Here is a 22,655-nt window from a genome sequence, read left to right as displayed (position 1 = left end):
TGAATGGGTTCGCGGCCTATTTGGGAATCCCTTTGGAGTCACTCAGCTTCGCGAACGCCCCATTCGTCCAGCCTAGAGTCGAGAGTCTCCGACAAAACCCCGCAACTTTGACTGTTTCAACGCAGTATTTCGGCCCTTTCGCGGCCTACATCGGCGGATTACGCAGCTGTCCGAGAGTTATAATCTTGCGCAACAATGAATCATGCGTCGGTCGCGGATGCCTTGGACCGAACCATCGAAGGCAAGGAAGCGGAGAACCGGGCACCGTTTGCGAAGCGGACGATTATGGATGGACACAATTGAGTAGGAGCTACCGAGCGTTGAGAAGCTGCTCGCGTTCTGAGTTCGCCAAACTGAATCATGCGCGCTTTAGTCTAGGGCTATCGCATTCCGATACCCCGGCAGCCGGCACGATTGCGCTCGTCGGCATCCGCAGTATTCGTGGAAAAGCGGTGATGGCCGCCATCTCGATGCCAGAGCCTGCGTCCAGCTTTATGAAAGACCGTTAGCCGCAGCGTGCGGATTTTTTGCGAAAAATGGTCGATGTACCCCTTGCAGGCTCATCGCGATTGACGATCGGCCTCTTGGTGGAACTTCAGAATCTGTCAGTAGATGCTCGAGGAAATGGGTTAATCAATGAGCTTGAAAGACATGCAGAACCCGCAGCCGTCGATTGGGAAAAGAAAGAGGCTGGGCGTCTTCACACTGGTCCACGAGGCGAATTCGTTTGCGCAGGAGAAGTGTGATCAGAACTTATTCATCGAGGGCCGCTGGGCCAGGGGGTCTGACGCAGCAAAGACCTATCAGGGATCCAACACGGGGCTGGGTGCCGTTTTAAGCTTTCTTGAAAGCCGCCCGGAATGGGAAGCGACGTTCTTCCGTCAGGCTTCATCGACTCCTGGGGGGGACATTACCGATGAGTGCTTCTCGCGAATCCGAGACGAACTCATTGCAGACATCACCGCCGGCGATTGGGATGCTCTATACCTTTGCCTGCACGGCGCAGCGACGGTCGAGGGAGGACGCTCAGCCGAATTGGAGGTGCTCCGTGCAATCAGAGCGGTGCTCCCAGACGTTCCGATCGGTGTCTCGTTTGACATGCATGCAAATCTCGCCCCTGAGATTGCCCAGCTCGTGACGATTGCGGTGGGCTACAAAACCCATCCGCACATCGACATGAGAAATGTCACCGCGAAAGTTTTGAGACTTTTGGTCAGCAGTGTGCACGGGGACATTCGTCCAACGGGTGCAATTGTGAAGCTGCCGCTCCTACTTCCCAGCGCGAACATGCGAACGACTGACGGCCCCATGCGGGAGGCAGTATCCTATGCTGCACTCGTCGAGCAACAAGAGGGCGCTCTGGACATCACGGTCTTTGGCGGGTTTCCTTATAGCGACTGTACCATGTCGGGGGCCTGCTGCATGGTATTCACAGACAATGATCCTGCTCTTGCCCATCGGCTCGGATGCGAAGTTGGCGGAAAGTTGTGGTTGATAAAGGAGCAGTTTTTCGTGCCCCTTCCATCGACTAGCCAAGCCTTGCAAAGCATTGTCGTCGCGGCTCAATACCCGATCGCCATTGCCGACAACGGCGACAATCCCGATTCAGGCGGCAGCGCGGACACTCCGTCGCAACTGCGCGCAATCCTTGATGCCGATCTCGCAATCCCGACCGCGTTTTGCTTTATCTTTGATCCGGATCTCGTACAGCGCTGCCATGAAGCAGGAATCGGAGCGCGGTTCCAAGCGAAGCTAGGAGCTCGATTAACTCAACAATATGGTTCTCCCGTCGAGCGCGAAGTTGAAGTCGTTAGGCTCATCAAAGATTGCTCGTTCTATAATGAGGGCCCGCAAGCTACCGGAGCAAAGGTTTCTTACGGAGCCACAGCGGTTGTGAGGAGCGGAAATGTTGAGATCGTGGCCGTAACAATCCGGCATGCGGTCACCGATCCCGGCTTCTATCGGGTTAACGGGATCGACTTCTCAAAGATCAAAATTCTTGCTGTCAAAGCAAAGAATCACTTTAGGGCGGCATTCTCCGATGTGTTCGCCGAGATCATTGCAGTCGATGAACCCGGACCCGCCGCGTATGACTTCACGACCTTAAAGTTCGTTCACACACCCCAGCAGTTCTATCCATTTAATCTTGCGGCAACATTCTCGCCTGGCGACGCGAGCTGAGTCGGTGCTTTATGTGGGTAAGACAACGGCGAGCGCTGACGCAAATAAGGAACAACTGCCAGTTCTCTGACGACAGAGAGGGTGCGATCATTCCCTCCTGCGGCGTGCAACTCTGTCGAGCCTTGCTCTGGCAGCGCCAAGCCCGAAAACAATCCTAGCCAGATTGTCTGGCGTCGCTCTCAGCCGCATTCTGCCCGCTGGCGATCTGATCGAATGCGCGAGCCAGCGGCTTGAAGCGCTTAACGACCCGCAGGATGGTGCGGTCGCAACGAAGTTACTACAAAAAAGCGATTTGAGTGCAGAATTTGGGCCGCAACCCTGTCGGTGATGCATAAATTCATATTCGCTTTCTTGATAGCGTATCGGTTGGAAGCGGGGATCGAGCACGACAGCTGTATCTGCGGTGCACGCCAAGGGTACGTGCAAATTGGTGCCTACGAAGACAGGGGAGCCGGAGTAGCGAGGTCGTAGTCGGAGACCGCCGTGGCTACGCGACTCCAATCGCCCGCTAGCAATTTCACGCGCTCCCATCAACGGCTGGGCTGTGTGATGGAATATTTGGAGGAGGAAACGAATGATAATCAGTCGACGCGATCTCATCAAGACGAGTTTGGCCGCTAGCGCAGCTGTATCGATGCCCTCGATCATACGGGCGCAGAGCGCCGCTAGCGATGGCCGAACGGTACGTTTGGTGATGGCCGGTGACCTGCGGGTCTTCGACCCGGTCTTTTCGACAACCTCCGTCACCGCGGCGCATAGTCTCGCCATCTACGATACCCTATTCTCGCTGAACTCGAAACTCACGCCGCAGCCTCAAATGATAGGCAAGTGGAGCGTTTCCGACGACAAGACGACCTATACGTTTGAGCTCCGGGATGGTCTGGCTTGGCATGATGGCACGGCCGTTACTGCGGCTGACTGCGTAGCTTCAATCCGTCGTTGGGCCCAGGTTGCTCCGGCCGGCAGACTGATCATGGCGCGCGCGCAAGACATCTCGAAGAAAGACGATAGAACCTTCACGATCAAGCTCAGGGAGCCGCTCGGGAGCATTGTCGATCTACTGACCGGCATCGCAACACCGTTCCTGTTCATTATGCGGGAGAAGGACGCAAGCCGTCCGCCAGCCGAGCAGGTCACCGCGAATATAGGGTCGGGGCCATTTAAATTCAACGAAGCTCTAGCCAAGCCGGGCGCGAGCTTTACCTACGATCGCAATGAGAAATACGTGCCTCGCAGCGAGTCGCCAGACGGATTTGCCGGCGGTAAAAATGTCAACGTTGATCGTGTCATCTGGGAGAACATCGCAAATCAGCAGACTGCATTCGCGGCCCTACGAGCGGGCGAGATTGATTACCTCGAAGACATGCCTGCCGACCTTCGTTCGGTCGCTCAAAGCGATCCAAACCTTACGCTCGAAGTTCTAGACAGATCGGGATGGGTCAATCTGCTGCTCATGAATTGTCTGCAGAAGCCGTTTGACAATGTGAAGGCCCGCCAAGCGATGCTTCATCTGCTCGACCAGCAGGCGTTCTTGCGTGCCATGTCCGTTGATCCAAAGAATGCCAACACTGTTACCTCGATGTTTGGATTTAACACGCCTTATTCGAACGATGAGAATACGGCATGGTACAGCAAGGGCGCTGACCCCGAGGTGGCCAAGCAGTTGCTGAAGGAAGCAGGGTATGCTGGCGAGAAGGTCGTCATTCTCCAACCTACGAACATCGCTTCGCTCAGCAATGCCGCGCAGTTTCTTGCCGGCGTGCTGCGGAAGATTGGGGTTAATGCCGATCTTGCGCCGAGCGATTGGGGGGGGCTCGTCACGCGCCGGTCGAACAGGGGCCCTGTTGAGCAAGGCGGGTGGAGCATCATTATCACGAGCGTCACTGGTTCAACCCTTGCGGATCCGATCGGCACACCTTGGCTCACCGCGGAAGGGGAAAAGGGGTTCACTGGCTGGGCCAAGAACGACGAATACGAAGCCCTTCGCGCCCGGTGGGCCGATACCTCAACGCTCGCCGAACGCCAAACGCTGGCCCGCAAGATGCAACGAGTCTGGTGGGACTTCGTCCCCCAAGTTGTGCTGGGCCAATCGGTCGCCCCGATCGCGCACCGCAAAGCACTGATCGGCCTCATCGGGATGCCGGTTGCGCTCCCGATGTGGAACATGCGGAAGGTCTGAAGGCGCAATGGCGGTTTACATTGTTCGCAGGATGCTCTCGACCATTGCCGTCATGGCGATGGTCGGGACTTTCATCTTTTTGCTCCTTAGATTGTCGTCTGGTGACCCGGCAGCCATCATCGCTGGAGACGCGGCGAGCCCACAGATGGTCGCGAGCATCCGGGATAAGCTGGGACTTAATGAGCCGCTGCCAGTCCAGTTCTTGCATTGGGGTGTGGGCATTGTCGGCGGCGATTTCGGCGACTCGATCTTCACTGCGCGGCCGGTCCTTCTCCTCATTTCGCAGAGGTTGGAACCGACGATCTCCCTTTCACTCCTGACGATGATCATTTCGGTCGTGGCGGGGGTTTCTTTCGGAATGCTAGCCGCATGGCGTGTTGGCGGCGTCTTCGACCGTATTCTCGCGGCTTTTGCGGCGATTGGCTTTTCTGTTCCGGTGTTTGTCGTCGGTTATTTCTTGATTTACTGGTTCGCTATCAGCGCGCACTGGCTGCCGGTCCAGGGGTACGTGCCTATCGAGCGCGGCCCGAGACTTTGGCTTGTACACCTGATATTGCCGACCGTCGCCTTGAGCTTCCCATACATTGCTTACTTCGCTCGGATCACACGCGCGAGCATGCTCGAAGTTCTGTCGGAAGACTATATGCGAACAGCCGCTGCTAAGGGCGCATCTTCATATTCGATGCTTTTCCACCACGCCCTGAAGAATGCGGGTGTCCCGATCCTTACTGTGATCGGGATAAGTTTTGCTTATCTAATTTCCGGGGTCGTCGTCACGGAAACCGTCTTCAATATTCCTGGCGTGGGACGATTGGTAGTCGATGCCATCAACAATCGTGACTATCCGATCATTCAAGGCGTGCTCCTTCTCGCTTCGGGGCTGTACGTCTTAATCAATCTCGCGGTCGATCTCGCTTACACCCTGATCGATCCCCGGATCCGGTATTGATCATGACACTTCTCTCCGGGTCCATTGAAGCCGCGCCGATGTGCTGGCTCCGACTGGCTAGTTTTCCTCGTCTCGCACGGCGGCATCCACTGGTGTTTATCGGCGGCGGCCTCCTCACGCTGTTGATCACACTGGCGCTCCTTGCGCCGCTTTGCGCCGGCGATCCGGTGAATATGGATCCGTTCAAACGCCTTCAGAGTCCCTCAGCAGAAATGTGGTTAGGGAGCGACAATTTGGGCCGCGACGTTTTTGCGCGCACCGTGTTCGGCGCCCGCATCTCCCTTATGGTAGGATTAATGTCGGCGGCGAGCGCTGCGGTCTGCGGGCTTTTTATCGGTGTCATAGCTGGCTACAACCGCAGCTTCGATAGCATCGTCATGCGGTTCATGGATGGGCTCATGGCGATCCCGACGATTCTGCTGGCCATTGCGCTGATTTCCCTGACTGGCGCGGGCGTCGGTATCCTCATTGTCGCGATCACGATCCCTTCGATCCCGAGTGTAGCCCGCCTAGTTCGTTCGGTGGTTTTGAGCGTTCGCACGCGCCCTTACGTGGAGGCTGCGGTCTGCGGCGGTGCGCGCCTGCCGAAGGTTCTGTGGCGCCATATTCTCCCCAGCACCATTCCCCCGCTCATGGTCCAGAGCGCCAATGTTTGCGCGTCTGCAATTCTAACAGAGGCCGGGCTAAGCTTCCTCGGCGTTGGCGTACCGACCGAGATTCCCAGTTGGGGAAACATGATCTCGAGCTCAAGCCTTTATCTCTCTGTCGCGCCATTAACGGTCTTTGCGCCAGGCATCTGTCTTGCCATCACCGTCCTAGCCGTCAATCTGCTCGGGGACGGCTTGCGCGACCTATTCGATCCCCGCTCAAGAACGAGACGCTAAGATGCAAATGCAAAAAAACACCGAGGATGACGTGCTCCTCGATGTTCGAGGCCTGGAGACACAGTTCTTGGGCCAGGACAGGATCACCCAGGCGCTAGCCGGCGTCAGCTTCCAGGTCAAGCGCGGCGAAACCCTCGGCGTTGTCGGCGAATCTGGATGCGGCAAGAGCGTCACCGCCCTCTCCATTCTTCGCCTGCTGCCAAAGCTCAATGCCAAGATCGTCGGCGGCGAGATCCACTTCCACGGATGCGACTTGCTGAAACTTTCGGAAAGAGAGATGCGGCAGATCCGCGGTGATCGGATTGCCATGATCTTCCAGGAGCCGATGACCAGCCTGAACCCGGTTTACGCCGTCGGTCGTCAAATAGCTGAGACGGTGCAGATCCACACCAAGGCCTCTCGGTCAGATGCGATGGGAAAGGCGCTGGACATGCTCCGGCTTGTCAGGATCGCAGATCCCGAGCGTCGCGTTAACAACTATCCCCATGAGATGTCAGGTGGCATGCGCCAGCGCGTCATGATTGCCATGGCTCTTGCCTGCTCACCGGAGCTGCTGATCGCGGACGAGCCGACGACCGCGTTAGACGTTACCATCCAGGCGCAGATCTTGCGGCTGATCGTCGATCTGAAAGAGCGCATGGGAACGGCGGTGATGTTCATCACGCATGATCTGGGTGTCGTAGCCGAGACGTGCCAACGGGTGATTGTCATGTATGCGGGGCGCGTGGTGGAGCAGGCGCCCGTAGTTGATCTGTTCGCACGCCCCACTCATCCCTACACCCAGGCGCTCATGCAATCGGTGCCTAGCCCCGGGCAGGCGCGGAGGCGGCGCCTTCCGGAAATTCCTGGCATTGTGCCAAGCCTGCGTGAGCCACTTGTAGGGTGCAGCTTCGCGCCGCGCTGCCCGTTCGCGGACAGTATTTGTCGCGAAAAAACGCCAACTCTGCGTGATGTCAAGCCGGGCCATGCCGCGGCTTGTTGGCACGCCGAACAGGTGTTGGGCGCATGACAGGTCCTCTGCTGAAAGTCGAGAACCTGACGAAGCACTATCCCCTCGGTAGAGGCTCCCTGAAGAAGTCCTCCCCCGTGGTGCGAGCGGTCGAGGATGTATCCTTCTCGCTAGAGAATGGCGAGACGCTCTGCATCGTGGGCGAATCTGGGTGTGGCAAGTCTACGGTTGCCCGGCTCTTGATGCGCCTCGTGGAGCCGACAGCGGGGCGTGTGCTGATCGAGGGAACGAATACTGCCGATCTTAGAAGGCACGCGCTGCGAGATTGGCGCCGGCGGATGCAGATGGTCTTTCAAGATCCGTACTCCTCGCTGAACCCTCGTCTCACTGCTGGACGGATCATTACGGAACCTGCAGAGAATTTTGAGCGCCTCGGCCACAAGCAACGGAAGGCCCTTGCCGCGGATCTCCTGCGAAGGGTCGGGATGTCGTCTGAGATGATGGATCGGCTTCCGTCGGAGCTGTCCGGCGGTCAGCGTCAGCGTCTCGGCGTTGCGCGGGCGCTAGCGCTTAGGCCATCGCTGATCATTGCCGACGAGGCCGTTTCAGCCCTCGATGTCTCTGTGCAGGCCCAGATCCTGAACCTTCTCATAGATCTTCAGCAGGAAATGGGTATCTCCTTCTTGTTCATCTCGCATGACTTGAGAGTAGTGGAACATATCGCCCACCGCGTCGCGGTTATGTATTTGGGCCGCATCGTGGAACTTGCGCCCTGCGAAGCGCTCTTTGCAGCGCCCGTTCATCCTTATACCGAGGCGTTGATAGCAGCCGCGCCCATTCCGGATCCCACGCTGGCTCGGCTGAAAGTACCCTTGGAGGGAGAGGTGCCTAGTCCGATAAACCCGCCGAGCGGCTGCGCCTTTCACCCGCGCTGCCCACTCGCTGTCGACCAATGCCGCATCGAGGTGCCGCCCTTGGTACCGATGGCTGACGGACGGGTCGTCGCCTGCCATGTGCGCGCTCCGGGGACGGAGGCATTGCCACAGCCCTTGGAAGCCACTGCCCAGTTCACGCCTGTAGCAAAGCCAGGGCCGCCGGGTTGAGAACCGGTGTTTATACGGCCAATCACGCACGCACTGCTCTTTGACAACGTCCTGTCGCGACCAAGATCGAACTTCAAGCGTGTTGAGAGACGGATGCATCCATCGTCCTCGATAACTACGGAGATCAACAGTGAGCCAGCATGAACTGATCCGGGAAAGTGCGTGCGAAATTGTGAACAAGTTAACATCCGGAGCCGTCACTCCGCTCGACCTCCTGGACGTTTTGGAGAAGCGTATCGCGGACGTCGACACGACGCTCAATGCTTTGCCGATCTTGTGCATCGACCGTGCACGTCGTTCAGCTGCGGAGCTAATGAAGAAGCCTGTTTCTGAGCGCGGTCTCTTGGCTGGCCTACCGGTGCCGATCAAGGATGTCACCGACGTCGGTGGTGTGCGCAACACTTTTGGTTCGCGAATTTTTAAGAGTAATATTCCGGCACGGTCGGACATCTTGGTCGAGCGGCTTGAGGAAAATGGTGCGTTGATCTACGCCAAATCGAACACGCCAGAATTCGGTGCCGGGGCGAACACTTTCAATGAGGTGTTCGGGGCGACATTAAACCCTTGGGATACATCCCGTTCTGCTGCCGGTTCGTCCGGGGGGGCCGCCGTAGCGCTTGCCGCTGGCATGGCATGGCTTGCACATGGCTCAGATATGGGCGGATCGCTGCGGAATCCGGCAAGTTTTTGCGGCGTAGTTGGTCTGCGGCCCAGCATTGGTCGGGTGGCGCGTACCCCAAAGGGTAAAATTGATGCCACGCTGGGTGTGCCCGGACCGATGGCGCGCAATATCGAGGACGTGGCCTTGATGCTGGACGCCATGAGCGGACAGCACCCAGGCGACCCGTTGTCCCTGCCAAAGCTTGCCAATTCATTCCTTTCGGCAGCACGCTCAGGCAAAAGGCCGACACGCGTCGCCTATTCGACTGACCTCGGGATCACGCCAGTCGACCCGGAGATCGCTGCAATTACCCGGGCGGCGGCAGAGCAATTTGAAAAGGCTGGTGCAGTCGTCGAAGAAGCGCATCCCGATCTTAGCGAAGCGCACGAGTGCTTCCACGTATTGCGTGCGTTCGACTACGCTATGGGCTCGAGTGCGCTTTTGCGGGAGCATCGCGAACTGATGAAGCCCGAGGTTATATGGAACATCGAAGAGGGGCTGAAACTCACCGTCGAGCAGGTCGAGCGCGCCGAAAAGCAGCGCGTAGCTATGAGTGCACGCGCGGTGCACTTCTTCGATGAATACGATTTGCTCTTGACTCCCGCAACCATAGTCGAGCCGTTCCCCGTGCAGAATCGCTATGTCACTGAATGCGCGGGCAAACGGTTCGATAACTACGTGCAATGGCTCGGGATCGCATATGCGATCACGCTAGCCTGCTGCCCAGCCCTGTCGCTACCATGTGGCGTGACAGCGAACGGCCTGCCCGTTGGATTACAAATGGTGGGTCCACCGAGTGGCGAGGCTCGGCTGCTCGCTGGTGCCAAACTTCTGGAGGATATCTTAAATATTCGGGGCACCACACCTATCGATCCGCGGAAGCCATCTGGCCCTCAGGCGGTAGGTGTTTAGCTCGTTAAGTAGTCTCTCGTGCAAGAAAGGCGACGTTGTTGTGCTTGCGCTTAGCCGCCGGCAACAAGTCCGATACGGGCCTCAATATTCGGTTTTAAGCTGGAGCATGTCGTCATGATATCAACGCCCTTCCCCCCGCACGACGCAGATATCGAAACCCGCTTGCGCGTTGCTGGTGTTGTCCCGCCAGCTGATCGCGCAGCAGGAACCTATGCCACTGCTCAGTGGCTGATTTCCATCCTTCATTGGTTACGTCAGCCCCGTGCCGCAGCAAGTGAGCCGGCACATGTCTTTTCGCTTATGGAAAAGCAGTACCAATGAGCCCGTCCCGCCCGATCAGCCATTTGTCTATTGCGGATGCGGGCAAAGCGTTACGTACGGGCCAGATCACGGCGCTTCAGTTGGCCGAGGATGCGCTAGGTCAGGTGGCTGCGCTCAATCCTTCGGTCAACGCTTTTGTCCTGGTCACCGCAGGCCGTGCGTTGAAGGACGCCGAGAGGGCGGATGCCGATTTCGCCAGCGGCGTCGATCGCGGGCCAATGCAGGGCATTCCCTATGCGTTAAAGGATATCTATGCAACAGCGGGAATTCGAACCACCTGCCATTCCAATCTCTTTCGAGATGCTGTGCCATCCACCGACAGCACCGTTGCTGAGCGTCTCTCTAAGGGGGGCGCCGTTCTGATCGGGAAGGTCGGTACATTCGAATTTGCAATCGGCGGGCCCAGTTTCGACCTGCCCTTTTCGCCTGCGCGAAACCCTTGGAATCTAGATCATTTCACGGGCGGATCCTCTTCCGGCTCGGCGGCCGCCGTCGCGGCGGGTATGGTGCGAATGGCCATGGGTTCGGACACGGGTGGTTCAATCCGTTGTCCGGCCGGATATTGCGGGGTCGTCGGTCTCAAGCCGACCTATGGCCGGGTACCACGGCGCGGCGTTTTTCCTCTCGCCTATTCGCTCGATCATTGCGGCCCGCTGTCGTGGTGCGTCGAGGACGCAGCGCTTACGATGCAGGTCATCGCCGGTTACGATGCCTTCGATGTCGCCTCGGCCGAACTACCCGTGCCGGATTTCACTCGTCAAATAGGGCAGGATCTGATCGGGCTGCGCATTGGCTACACGCGCAGCTTCTACATCGAGAGCCCGTTCTGCACCGCCGAGGCCACGAAGGCACTAGATGCAGCAGCCCAGCAACTGGCTGCACTTGGCGCAGTCGTCGAGGAGGTGGCCATGCCACCGTTCGAGCAATTTGATGCCTGTAAGAACACCATCCTGTTCGCGGAAGCCTACGCCATACATGAAAGCGACTTGAAGACCCGCCCCTATGCTTATGGACGAAAAACCTATCAAACCTTGGCTTCTGGAGCCGTGCTCTCGGCCGCGGATCTCGTCCAGGCGCACCGCTTGCGCCGTGAACTGACGGCTTTCGTCAACCAGAACCTCTTCAAGGCTTATGATGCCCTTCTGGCGCCGAACACGCTGCGCACCGCTGCACCTTTTTCAAGTTTCGGCCCCGACGACGTGGGTGGTGGCGGTGTCTTCACAAGTCCATTCAACGTGACGGGGAACCCGGCCTTGGCGCTGCCGATAGGCTTCCTGGCTGACGGGCTACCGCTCAGTGCGCAAATCGTCGGGCGTCCCTTTGATGAGCCGACGGTTCTGCAGGTCGGTGCAGCCTATGAGGCCGCTGCTGGCTTCACCGCGCGCCGTCCAACTCTTAAGGTGCCGAAAGTCGCTTGAATGTTGCTTGGCCCAGCTGCGAGCGGGAAGCGAGCTCGATTGCATACCGTGCTTCCGAAGCAAAGGATGCCGCCTTCCTGCAGCGGATGGCTTTCAAGACTCAACGCGTGAACTTCTAGAAAGGCCACCTCTATGGCCTGCGTCGATCCATCGCCAGACGATTCTCGGTTGCCGATGGGTTGCATCTTCATTTCATTTAGTCCACGCATACCGAAATCGATTAACTTGCCCAATGTGGCGGCTCTGGTCGAGGCCCAGGCGCTCACCGCGGCAGGGGGGGCCTCATAAACCCGCCCGCGACCCGGTCGGCGCCAGACAGCCGAAGTGGAGCTATTGCAGATCCAGCGCTGGGATTGCAATCCATCAAAGCGGCTCACTCTAAGTCGGTTGAACCCAGAGGGAGCACACTCCCGCTGCGACTGCTTTCTGGAAAGCAACGATGGCGTCTTTCAAACGCCCGTATACCAATAATACCAATAGCGGAATGCGATGCCCAGAAGACGGGCGTTTCGAGGAAGGCTAGAGCGGCTGCGCCCAGAGCCCGCGGGCTGCGTTAACCAAAGCCGTGCTCTTTCTCAGCAATTGTAAGGCTTTCATCTACGATCGCCACCATGCGGTCGATCTCCTCGCGCGTTACTACGAGTGGCGGACAAAGGTGGACCGATGTTATAACGCGGGAGAGGAGGCCTTTTTGCGCCATGAGCTGTGAGACGCGTCGGATGAATGGATGCTTCGATGCCAAAGGGAAGGGCTCCTTGGTTGCCTTGTTGCAAACCAACTCGGCAACACACATCAGGCCGAGGCCGCGCACGTCGCCTACGGTCGGATGAGAGCGCAAGGCCTGCATCTTCTCAAGCATATAGTGGCCATTGGACGCGCTGCGCTGTGGCAGCTCTTCTCGCTGAAGTATCTCGATGTTCTTAAGAGCGGCGGCGCACGAGACTGCCTGTCCACCAAAAGTCAACAGATGGCCAAGTGCCGTATCCTGCTTCTTAAATTCATCGTAGATCCGCTCGCTAACCGCGACCGCGCCGATCGGCGCGTAACCCGAGGAGAGCCCCTTCGCCATTGTCATGAGGTCAGGTACGACGCCGAATTGCTCCGCCGCGAACATCGTGCCAGTGCGGCCGAAGCCGTTAATGACTTCGTCGAGCACAAGCAATACACCGTACTTATCGCAAATTTCCCGCACTCGATGCCAGTAGCTCTTTGAGGGCACGTGCGCATTGTTGGCGGTGGAGATCGGCTCGCCAATGAACGCCGCGACTGTCTCTGGCCCCTGGGCCAATATCTCCTGCTCGATAGCATTTGCGCAGGCGAGGTCGCCGTCCTCTCCCTCGAGCCCGAAGTCGTTACGATAGCTATTTGGCGAAGAAACGAAGCTCACCCCGTACATAAAGGGCCCGAAAAATTTCTCGTCGCGTGACGAGGTGATGCTCATTGCTCCCATAGTCGCGCCGTGGTAGCCGCCACGCCGCGCGATTATCTTGTATCGCTTTGGAAAACCACGCATCACCTGAACTTGCTTAACGATCTTGATCGCGCTCTCGATCGCTTCTGAGCCCCCTGAGCAGAAGAGAAATCGATTGAGGTCGCCTGGCGTCAGTTGGGCCAAAACGTTACCGAGTTGGACCGCGGGCAAACTCGTATAGCTGGCCGCCGAGACATAGGCGATCTCGGCAGCTTGTTTCGCCATAGCCTCGCCGATCTCCTTGCGGCCGTGGCCCACATTGACGAGAAACAGGCCGGCAAGCCCATCGATAAAGCTACGGCCATGGGCATCGTATAAGGTCGAGCCTTCGCCGCGGACAATGACGTGCAACCCATCTCCCTCGGCAAGGTCGAGCCACCGTGCGGAGTGTATCCAAACATGATCCAGCGCCTGGCGCTCGATCGGCGCGAACTCGCGAGCTCTCATGGGGGTCTCTGCCATGCCGTCCTCCTCTTAATCAGCCGGGTTGCGAGCCGCTGGCGTACCTATCGATACCAAACGCCCGTTGTTCGCCGTAAACCACGCAGCTCTGGCGTTGCGGCGTCGAGCGCTGGCTCAGCTGCGGTATTGGCTACTCGAATCCCCGGCACCAAATGTAACTCTCTCCTACATCAATAAGAGGGCTTTGATGGATGCAAGGGCGGGCTTTGGCGAAGAATTTCCGCGCTATTATAGTTATTTTGCCGGATATCGGCGTCCGGTTCATCCGGCACAATGAAGCACGCTGCCGCCGGAGAGTCTTAGCTCCTGCGGTAACCAGATCGAGAAAGCTGATGCTGCCAAGGCGACATTCCACTCAACCTGCCGAGCAGGCTCGCCGACTTTTGAAAGATATGCACCGGGATGCTAATGCCTGCACTGTGGCACCCTAGGTCAGTAGTGCACTTGGCCGGCAACTGGTAGATTGGATTCAAAGTGACAATCGTTGCTCAGTTGGCAAAGGCGCATCTCAGCCCGTATCTTACTCGGAAGGTATATGTCCTTTCTCAAGTCGCTTTCTGCTGAACGCGCCTGCATACGCGGTAGCAACGATGTCCTCTCAATTGTAAGCTAGGCGTCTTGTGTAGGTTCAACGCAGAAATCCTACCGCTGACGGCCAATATCGCCGAAATTCGGCGTCTTTGGCTGGGTAACACTCGTTTCGCGAGTCGGCTTCTAAGCGGGCGGCGAGCTTGGCTGCTCGAGGCTCGATCGAGGAGGGACTAGCGCTGGAGTTCATGCGTCCGCGGTTCAGCCGCGAGCCAATTGAACGAACGAGCGATGAAAGGAACGGCAATGAAGCCACTCTGCGAGACTTCGAAACGTACACAAGTTGGAGCTACCGGGGCGGCATCGTTCGCCACTGCCAACGGAGGATTTGTGACGCCGCTACGTGTATTGCCGAGCTGTAAATGAAGAGGAATATTCATCTAATTCAAGATGTGCCGTGAAAGAGGAGGTCAACAGAGATGACCAGGCTTTGCTGGGGGCACGTTGATCTCAAAAAGCGAGCTGGCTTAGTATTCATGGGTGCGGGCTATCCGATAGGAGGATGGAGTTGAGTCGGAGCTCGCCGAAGGCGAAGATGTCGCGGTGAGTGGCCTCGGCGCTTCGCTTAGAGAGAATGGGACTGAATTGCCAGTGCACTCGATGGTGGTTGGCCTAGCCGCACAGGTTTGCAAGATATCAACCACGCCCCGTCCAGTAGGAGATGCAGCGGACCCACATCTGCTTAATCGAGGCCGATCAGCACACGTTTTCTCTTTCATTCAGTACCAGAACACGGCGGAGCGCGGCCTAAGCGGGACTCAATGCGCGCGCGGGGGGGGGCGCCGCACGTTCTGGGCTATTGAGAAGTGGAGCAGTCGGCGTGCTTCATTCGCTATTCAGTTTGGCCCTTCTGAGACACATCAACACTAGGTGAGTCATCCTACTACCAATCCGCAAGCGAAGGCCAAGCAGTCCGTGCACGGATTCCAGCGTCGCAATGGGAAACGGAAACGATGCAAGTGGACGCGACCACACCTTGCCGTAGATCGGAAATGTAAGAGCGCAACGAATGCCAAATGTGGCAGCTTCCTGGAACAGCTCGCGCTCGGACTCCGATTGACGGTCTGGGTTACACTCGGGGCGCGTCGAAGGGAGTGTCCTGGTGAATCGCTGGGTCTGTCGCGGGGGCGATTTGTTGGTAGTTCCGCCTCAAATAAAGACTGGCGCGGCCGGTGACGTCCTGATCGGCACTTGCGACTTAGACCTGCCGCGCGACCCGACCTAGCCAAATTCTTCTTGTGGTGCAGGAGTGGAGTGGTCCATCTTTTGCGGTACGATCCAAGGATGATGCCGGTTTCCCCTAGATTCGTCCGGTGATCGATCTGTCGTTCGCCGATACGGCAAAGCAGAAGATGGGCGCTCGTGAGATCAGGCCGAGTCCTCTTGATGCTCGTTACGGCAGAGTTGCGGACCAAATGGTCTAAAGCAGAGACTTATCGTCCGAGAACGAACGCTACCGAACATAAAATATACTCCAGAACTCGGGACGGATCCCAGGCGGCTGCTTCGGGCCATATCCGATGCACCCATCGGTTCGGAATACTGCGCTGCCTTGGCGAAAATCGCTCGATTTCTGCACCAATTTCGGCGTTTACGTCGGCGGTGAGCATCGCCCTTCGGATAGAAATGGGTTCCAATTAGGAGATCGCAATGAAGGTCGGTGTTCCCACGGAGATCAAGGCGCACGAACATCGCGTGGGACTGACGCCTGGCGCCGTCCGTGAGTATGTTGCCGCCGGTCACAACGTGCTCGTCGAGACCAATGCGGGCGCCGGCATTGGCGCCAGCGACGAGAAGTACCGCAAAGCTGGCGCAACCATCGCCAACTCCGCTCGGGAAGTGTTCGCTTCGAGTGAGATGATTGTTAAGGTGAAGGAGCCCCAGCCGACGGAATGGACGCAACTGCGGCAAAACCAGATTCTTTTCACTTATCTCCATCTAGCTCCAGACCCGGAGCAGGCCAGAGGCTTGATTAACTCTGGATGTATCGCAGTCGCATACGAAACCGTCGCCGATGCCCACGGAGGCCTTCTACTGCTTGCACCGATGAGCGAGGTCGCAGGCAGGCTGGCGATCGAAGCGGCCGGTGCTGCCCTAAAACGCTATACCGGCGGGCGAGGATTGCTCATTGGTGGCGTGCCGGGTGTCCAACCGGCGCGCATTGTGGTCATCGGTGGCGGCGTAGTCGGTACGCACGCGGCGCGCATGGCGGCGGGGTTGGGTGCTGAGGTGACGATCCTGGATCGCTCGATACCTCGACTGCGCGAACTGGATCAACTATTCCAGGGGCGGGTTCGCGCGAGGTTCTCGAGCGCCGACAGTGTCGAGGAAGAAGTGTTCGCGGCGGATGCCGTTATCGGCGCCGTGCTTGTGCCTGGCGCTAGCGCGCCGAAATTGGTCAGCCGAAAAATGTTGAGCTCAATGCGCAAGGGCTCGGTCATTGTTGATGTGGCCATCGATCAAGGTGGCTGTTTCGAGACGTCGCGCGCGACAACTCATGCAGATCCGACTTACGAGGTGGATGGCGTCATCCACTACTGCGTCGCAAACATGCCAGGAGCAGTTCCGCTCACCTCAAGTCAGGCGCTGAACAACGCCACGCTGCCCTTTGGTTTGGCGCTCGCCAACAAAGGCATTTCGGCGGTGCTCGAAAACCCGCATCTTCGCGCAGGCCTTAACGTCTATCGCGGGCGGCTGACTTATAAGGCCGTTGCCGAGAGTCTAAATCTGCCCTTCTCACCGATTGAACAGGCCATGGTCTGATCCCAGAGGTCCCCTCGGGGACGTTTCCTCCCTGACTTGGGGGGCCGCTCCTTTGGGGGTGGCCCCTTTTTTTGAGAGCTTCTTAAAAGTGGCAGGATGAAAGCGCTTGTAGCGGCTTAGGAAAGCTTCAGGGCAACTTTTTGCTAAGTTTATCCGTTGTTTTTTTCAGCCGGCCGAACCGCCTCGCTGTCGCCGGGATTGATGGCATCTGTCCGGAGGAGGTTCGCACGGATGTCAGTTGCGTATCGCTGTCGCCTGACATAGTTGGCAAGAAAGGTATGTGGGCAATCAAGGAGACCGGATCGGGTTCTTGCCTTTATCACGACTACGCCGCGCCGATGCGGCTGCCAACCCGTCCTTGATCTGGTCGAGCAGGAGTGTCTCAAACGCGCCTAGATCGTCAGTGCGCATCCAGCAGAGTTGGCCATGGAATAAATTGGGCAACTCGACATCAGAGGCGGAGTTCGTGGCGTGGGGCAGCTCCGCACCGCAGGCCAATTCCGTCCAAAATTATGTAGGAGCGGGGATATCTAAGCCCACGCGCGATCGAGGGTCATTGCACGAACTAGAAGCTGATATCGATGGGGCTGCAACCCCTAATAACCGAGAGCTCGCCGACTAAGCGGGCTCCGACGAGAAATCTGCTTCGTCTGTTCGCTCTTGGACAGGCCGGTTGGCCAACTTTCCGCATTAGGCGATCAACTAATCACAGCCACACGGTTCTCCTCTTAAAGGATGCTCTGGCGCATTTGGCAACCTCTTGAACTCAGCCGGCGTCACGCGCCAAAACCCCTACGAAAAGATGCAGGTCCCCTGCTATCGGCGCACAATTTCGAATTTACAAACGGCTACATTGATGAACTTCGACTTCAGCCCGTGTCATAATATGTTAAAAAAAGTGCGATGAGCAGAACCAAAGTGGAATCGTCTGTCAATGCAGTCGATCCGGCTCCTGTTCTCCACGTGGGAATGAACTAGCTGACGAACCTCGCGCGAAACGCGGGGCCAGCTCCGAGGGGGACGAATTGCATGGGGTACGTGGCTTGCAGTCATAAAGGGGGCGTGCTCTCTTCAGTAAGGGGACGTGCCGCGGCATTCTTAGACAGTTTAGCTGGAGAGGAAAACCGGGGATCTAAAATTCTCCAGGGCTGGATTACCAAGTGGACAACAATCGGCGATGAACAATGTCTCGCGGGCGATTTGAAAGCAAGCAACGGCGACAGCAATGAGGCGGCTGAGGCGCGACTTTGTGCGCTGACTGCTTTTGAAGTGGCCAGGCGACTGCTCGATGAGAATGATCCTCGATGCGGAGAAGTGACAGCGAAGATTGACGCTGAAATTAAATGCCTTGAAGGAACCCTGGCGAAAGTCGAGCGAGTAGAGATAGCAAGCTGCGATGAGATCACATTTCCAGCCTACTATGTCCCTGCGGGTAGTCATCGTCTGCCTACACCAGCGGTCATTTGCATTAGCATGGAAGATGAATCGGAAGTCGCGTTGCTTGCCAGGCTTCTGCCGGCGGTGATCGACCGGGGCATGGCACTTCTTGTCGTATCTCATCGCGACGTCGCAAATCCCGCGCGGGGTCTTTCACAAGCTTTGTTGTCATCCTGCTTTGATTACCTCTCAGCTCGACCCGAGGTAGACGCCGCTCGGATCGGCGTCTACGGAGAAGCAATGTCGGCCGCTTTGGCTACTGACTTCGCGATCTCTGATAGCCGTCTTGTTGCGGCGGTTTGCGACGGCGGCCTCTGGAATTGGGCACGTATGCAGGCATCTGTCGTTTCGATGACTAGAGTTGCAGACGCGCCGGAGCAGGGAAGCATTGTGAAACATCGCACGCAATTGATGCGACGATTGAGATGTCCCGTACTCGTGGTTACGGGCGGGCGGGGCGTAGCTAGCGTGTTGGAGGCTATGAAACTGCAGACTGAGTGTATTAGGGAGCACATAAATGTGGATCTGGCCATGCCGCAGATGATCACAAGCTCTGGCGACTGCATCGAAAACTTCGTGACTTCCGACGATTGCGTCTTTGGTTGGTTGAAGCAGAAGCTCGTACTCAGTGCACTCACGTCATGACAACCAAATATCTGCCGCACAAATTTCCCACATTCTCGGCCGCTAGACGACATCGTTCCCTATGGATTTCTTGGTGCGCTTCCCGGCTCGGAGGTCGTTTATTTGATGCGCTGGGCAATCTTTCGGACCAACTTAGCGGCTTGGGATTTATTCATTCAATGATTGTGGTCCAGATGATCGCTTCAGTGCGCTGGCCCAATTTTGCAGAAAAAGCGTCGCGATTTTGTAGACTTACCCATTGGTCCTTCGGCCGAGAGCTGACCGCCTTGCCGAAGGACGGTACCGGTCTGCCGTGTCAAGCGTCTTAGCTCGGGTCGCGTAGCAGGCGAGGCAAGCCGATCATCGACGGAAGGCCCCGAACACTGTGGAAACAGGCCTAATCCCGGAGACAGAGAGCGCGGGATCGAAGCGCCGCGCCTCAGCCCGGCAATTCGCCCACGCTTCTGTTGCTGCAGGCCAAGTGAGTCCAGATAGGATGGGCGTACTTCGCTGTCGGCGGGGGCGGCACCAGTTGTAGCCTCCGGATCGGCTCAGAAATATGCACTACGCAAAGCTGGGCTTCCTCTATCCGCTGATGCGCGAGCTCTGAGATAAGCTCCATCCGTCAACATACCTCAGTCGGCGTCAGGAAGCGGTATCACTCATCGAGCAGAGTGGCCCGGAATTGCGGGCTGACAATGAGGCGTCAAATCGTCTCGTCAATCGACCGCACTCACCGCGCGAGCGGCTTGTGCCACGAACCGTGATTCCTTCTGTATAAGCCGCAGCCCCGGGCAGCATCCGGAATTCCTGACCTTCGATGGTTGGTCGCGTGCCGCCCTTATGCGCTTGACCCTCTAGCGAGTTGGCTGTGACCAATACGTTTTCCACGCTCATAACTGACATAAAACTTTGCGATTAATTTTTGCGTCAATGCGGTCAATCTCGGGGATTTTAGTCTGGTGGGCGAGGTAAACTTACTGCGGCATCTGGTGGCGGCCGCTTCTTTAAGTTTTCGTGCACGCAGCTTGCGTTGAACAACGGAACGTTTGTAGCTGAACATGACTGAAGAGATCATCGCCCTCGGCGAGAAGCTGGCCCGGCTCGCCCAGAAGACGCCGGATGCTGAGGCGATCAGTTGTGGTGAGACCACTCTCACTTGGGCCCAATTCGACGCGCGAGCCAACCGCATCGCCTACGCACTCGAGGGGTTAGGCGTCAAACTGGGCGACCTGGTCACCATCGGCCTGCCTAACGGGGTTGACTTCATCGAGGCCTGCTGGGGTGTCTGGAAGCTGGGGGCGACGCCCCAACCGGTATCCTTCCGGCTACCGAATGCCGAACTGCGCGCCATCCTCGACCTCGCCAAACCGACAGTTGTGATTGCGTCGCCGGGCATGAACACCGACCAATCTCGCGTCATGGTCGAGGATCTGCTCGCGCTGTCCGAGGATATCCGGTCGGTGGAGCCGCGTGTGCCTCCGGTCCTGAGGGCCATGACCTCGGGTGGCTCGACAGGGCGGCCCAAACTCATCCTGTCGGGCTCCCCCGGCCTGACCCCGGCTGAACCAGGCGAGGACTCAAATTTCTGGCGGTTCGGTCTGGGCGACACGGCGTTGATCCCCGCGCCACTGTATCATACTGGTCCGTTCTCGTGCGCCCAAGACGCGCTAACTCGTGCCGTTCATGTGGTGCTAATGCCGCGCTTCGATCCTGAGGGCCTTTTGGCTGAGATCGAACGGCGCAGGGCCACCTGGGTGTATCTAGTCCCCACCATGATGAGTCGGATCTGGCGACTGCCGGAAGAGGTGCGAGGCCGTTATGATATCTCATCGCTGAAAACGCTTTGGCACTTGGGTGCGCCTTGCCCGCCGTGGCTCAAAGAGGCCTTTATCAACTGGCTAGGGCCAGAGGTGATCATGGAGCTCTATGCCGGCTCTGAAAATCAGGCCGGTACCACCATCACCGGAAGCGAATGGCTCGCTCACCGCGGTTCCGTCGGACGCGTGAGCTCTGGTGAAATGAGGGCCTTTGATGCCGACGGAAACGTGTTGCCGCCGGGCGAGGTGGGCGAGATCTATATGCGCTCCTCAGAGGGGTCGGCCCCAACATATAGCTACCGGGGTGCGACGGCGCGCATCCTGCCCGACGGCTGGGAGAGCCTCGGGGATATCGGTTATTTTGACGCCGAAGGCTATCTCTACCTCGCTGACCGGCGCACGGACATGATTTTGGTTGGGGGATCCAACGTTTATCCGGCCGAGGTGGAAGCAGCGATCGACGAGCACCCGCAGGTGATATCGAGCGCCGTGGTAGGCCTGCCGCACGAAGACATGGGGTGGTCCATCCACGCCATTGTCCAGGCGCGTGCGGGCCTAACAAATGATGCGCTTCTGGCGCATCTCGCTGCAAGGTTGGTAAGTTATAAGCTTCCGCGCACGATCGAGTTTGTCGACGAGCCTCTTCGCGATGAGGCAGGCAAGGTACGGCGGACGCAATTGCGTGACGAACGGATTGCACGGATGAAGTCCGCCGTCAGCGAGCCCTAGCAAGCGCGCCTTGATTCAAGCAGCTGGACATCCTGCCGGAACGAACCGTAGGCGGCCGGAGGCTTGGCTCCAAGCGCACACCTTGGCGGGTGGGTTCTTCTTTAGGGATGCCCAGTGTCAGCGAACTGACCGGTATGATGAGCCAGAAAACAAAACTTAAGAGGTAAAGCGTGGAATTTGTCAGATTGGAACGTCATGACGAGATCGGTGTCGTCGTGGTCAACAGCCCTCCGGTGAACGCGCTCAGCGCTGCAGTGCGCGGTGGTATTCTGACGTGCATCAAGGCCGCAATCGCCGATCCCGCGATCAAGGGCATCGTGCTGACCTGCGCCGGCCGCACCTTCATTGCCGGCGCCGACATCACCGAATTCGGCAAGCCGCCGAAGCCGCCCGGCCTCAACGAAGTGCTGGCCGAAATGGAAAACTCGCCGAAGCCGATCGTGGCTGCGATCCACGGCACCGCGCTCGGCGGCGGCCTCGAGGTTGCGCTGGCCTGTCATTTCCGCGTGGCGGTGAAGGAGGCCAAGCTCGGCCTGCCCGAGGTCAAGCTCGGCCTGCTGCCGGGCGCCGGTGGCACCCAGCGCCTGCCGCGCGCGGTTGGGCCCGAGCTTGCCGTCAAGATGATCGTCGGCGGTGATCCGATCGGCGCGGCGGAAGCGCTGAAGAACGGTCTGATCGAGGAGATCGTCGAAGGCCCGGCTTCGGGTGGAGAGGCCTTCGTGCGAAAGCTGCTCGCCGAGAAGCGTCCGCTGCGCCGTCTGCGCGACGACGATTCCAAGATCGCGGCGGCCAAGGCCGACCGCTCGATCTTCACCAATGCCGTTGCGGCGATGACCAAGAAGTCGCGCGGCTTGGAAGCGCCGTTCGCGGCGGCCGACGCCGTCGGCTACGCCATCGACCTGCCGTTCGACGAGGGCCTGAAGAAGGAGCGCGACGGCTTCCTCAAGCTCGTCGCCAGCGACCAGTCCAAGGCGCAGCGCTATGCCTTCTTCGCCGAGCGCGAGGCCAGCAAGATCGCGGGCGTGCCCGAGGGCACCAAGTCGCGGCCGGTGAACCGCGTCGCCATTCTCGGCGCCGGCACCATGGGGGGCGGTATCGCCATGTCGTTCGCCAATGCCGGCGTTCCCGTCACCCTGATCGAGACCGGCGAGGAGCAGCTCAAGCGCGGCATGGGCATCATGCAGAAGAACTGGGAAGCGACCGC

The 22,655-nt window shown here is 58.2% G+C and carries 13 protein-coding genes; 12 read left to right on the top strand and 1 reads right to left on the bottom strand.

Annotated features, from left to right (window positions below):
* Nucleotides 1-636: 636 nt before the first annotated feature.
* The 8 genes from AC0L20_RS30465 to AC0L20_RS30430 all read left to right on the top strand — a co-directional run bounded on the left by AC0L20_RS30465 (nucleotide 637) and on the right by AC0L20_RS30430 (nucleotide 11,557).
* A complete protein-coding gene (locus AC0L20_RS30465) occupies nucleotides 637-2,181 on the top strand; it encodes a M81 family metallopeptidase (protein WP_473294294.1) in 1,545 nt (514 codons plus the stop codon).
* A gap of 574 nt (nucleotides 2,182-2,755) precedes the next feature.
* The gene (locus tag AC0L20_RS30460) at nucleotides 2,756-4,360 is read left to right on the top strand and encodes an ABC transporter substrate-binding protein (protein WP_473294293.1); all 1,605 of its coding nucleotides are present in this window, start codon (nucleotides 2,756-2,758) and stop codon (nucleotides 4,358-4,360) included.
* Nucleotides 4,361-4,367: 7 nt separating this feature from the next.
* Nucleotides 4,368-5,309, top strand: a complete 942-nt coding sequence (locus tag AC0L20_RS30455; protein WP_473294292.1) for an ABC transporter permease — start codon at nucleotides 4,368-4,370, stop codon at nucleotides 5,307-5,309.
* A 2-nt stretch (nucleotides 5,310-5,311) separates the two neighbouring features.
* Nucleotides 5,312-6,193 carry an ABC transporter permease gene (locus AC0L20_RS30450; protein ID WP_473294347.1) on the top strand — a complete coding sequence of 294 codons (882 nt, stop codon included), beginning with the start codon at nucleotides 5,312-5,314 and terminating at the stop codon, nucleotides 6,191-6,193.
* A 1-nt stretch (nucleotide 6,194) separates the two neighbouring features.
* Nucleotides 6,195-7,202, top strand: a complete 1,008-nt coding sequence (locus AC0L20_RS30445) for an ABC transporter ATP-binding protein (protein WP_473294291.1) — start codon at nucleotides 6,195-6,197, stop codon at nucleotides 7,200-7,202.
* Nucleotides 7,199-8,245 carry an ABC transporter ATP-binding protein gene (locus AC0L20_RS30440; RefSeq protein WP_473294290.1) on the top strand — a complete coding sequence of 349 codons (1,047 nt, stop codon included), beginning with the start codon at nucleotides 7,199-7,201 and terminating at the stop codon, nucleotides 8,243-8,245. The genes AC0L20_RS30445 and AC0L20_RS30440 overlap by 4 nt, the downstream gene beginning before the upstream one ends.
* A 130-nt stretch (nucleotides 8,246-8,375) precedes the next feature.
* On the top strand, nucleotides 8,376-9,818 hold the full coding sequence (locus tag AC0L20_RS30435) for an amidase (protein WP_473294289.1): 1,443 nt from the start codon (nucleotides 8,376-8,378) through the stop codon (nucleotides 9,816-9,818).
* 317 nt (nucleotides 9,819-10,135) lie between these two features.
* Nucleotides 10,136-11,557 carry an amidase gene (locus AC0L20_RS30430; RefSeq protein WP_473294288.1) on the top strand — a complete coding sequence of 474 codons (1,422 nt, stop codon included), beginning with the start codon at nucleotides 10,136-10,138 and terminating at the stop codon, nucleotides 11,555-11,557.
* 553 nt (nucleotides 11,558-12,110) lie between these two features.
* Here AC0L20_RS30430 and AC0L20_RS30425 read toward each other — a convergent pair.
* Nucleotides 12,111-13,490, bottom strand: coding sequence for an aminotransferase family protein (locus AC0L20_RS30425; protein ID WP_473294287.1), 1,380 nt, complete (start codon nucleotides 13,488-13,490; stop codon nucleotides 12,111-12,113).
* 2,238 nt (nucleotides 13,491-15,728) lie between these two features.
* Here AC0L20_RS30425 and ald point away from each other — a divergent pair.
* The 4 genes from ald to AC0L20_RS30405 all read left to right on the top strand — a co-directional run.
* Entirely contained in the window at nucleotides 15,729-16,841 is a 1,113-nt protein-coding gene (gene ald / locus AC0L20_RS30420; protein WP_473294286.1) for an alanine dehydrogenase, read from the top strand.
* Nucleotides 16,842-17,870: 1,029 nt separating this feature from the next.
* Nucleotides 17,871-18,923 carry an alpha/beta hydrolase family protein gene (locus tag AC0L20_RS30415; protein ID WP_473294285.1) on the top strand — a complete coding sequence of 351 codons (1,053 nt, stop codon included), beginning with the start codon at nucleotides 17,871-17,873 and terminating at the stop codon, nucleotides 18,921-18,923.
* A gap of 1,040 nt (nucleotides 18,924-19,963) precedes the next feature.
* Entirely contained in the window at nucleotides 19,964-21,451 is a 1,488-nt protein-coding gene (locus AC0L20_RS30410) for an AMP-binding protein (protein WP_473294284.1), read from the top strand.
* Nucleotides 21,452-21,621: 170 nt separating this feature from the next.
* Nucleotides 21,622-22,655: enoyl-CoA hydratase-related protein (locus AC0L20_RS30405; RefSeq protein WP_473294283.1), on the top strand; the 1,034-nt coding region annotated here is incomplete at its 3' end.

The sequence above is a fragment of the Bradyrhizobium sp. Kon58 genome, from assembly GCF_055807455.1.
Note: the sequence above shows the minus strand (reverse complement) of the source record. Positions and strands in the feature narration are given on the sequence as shown.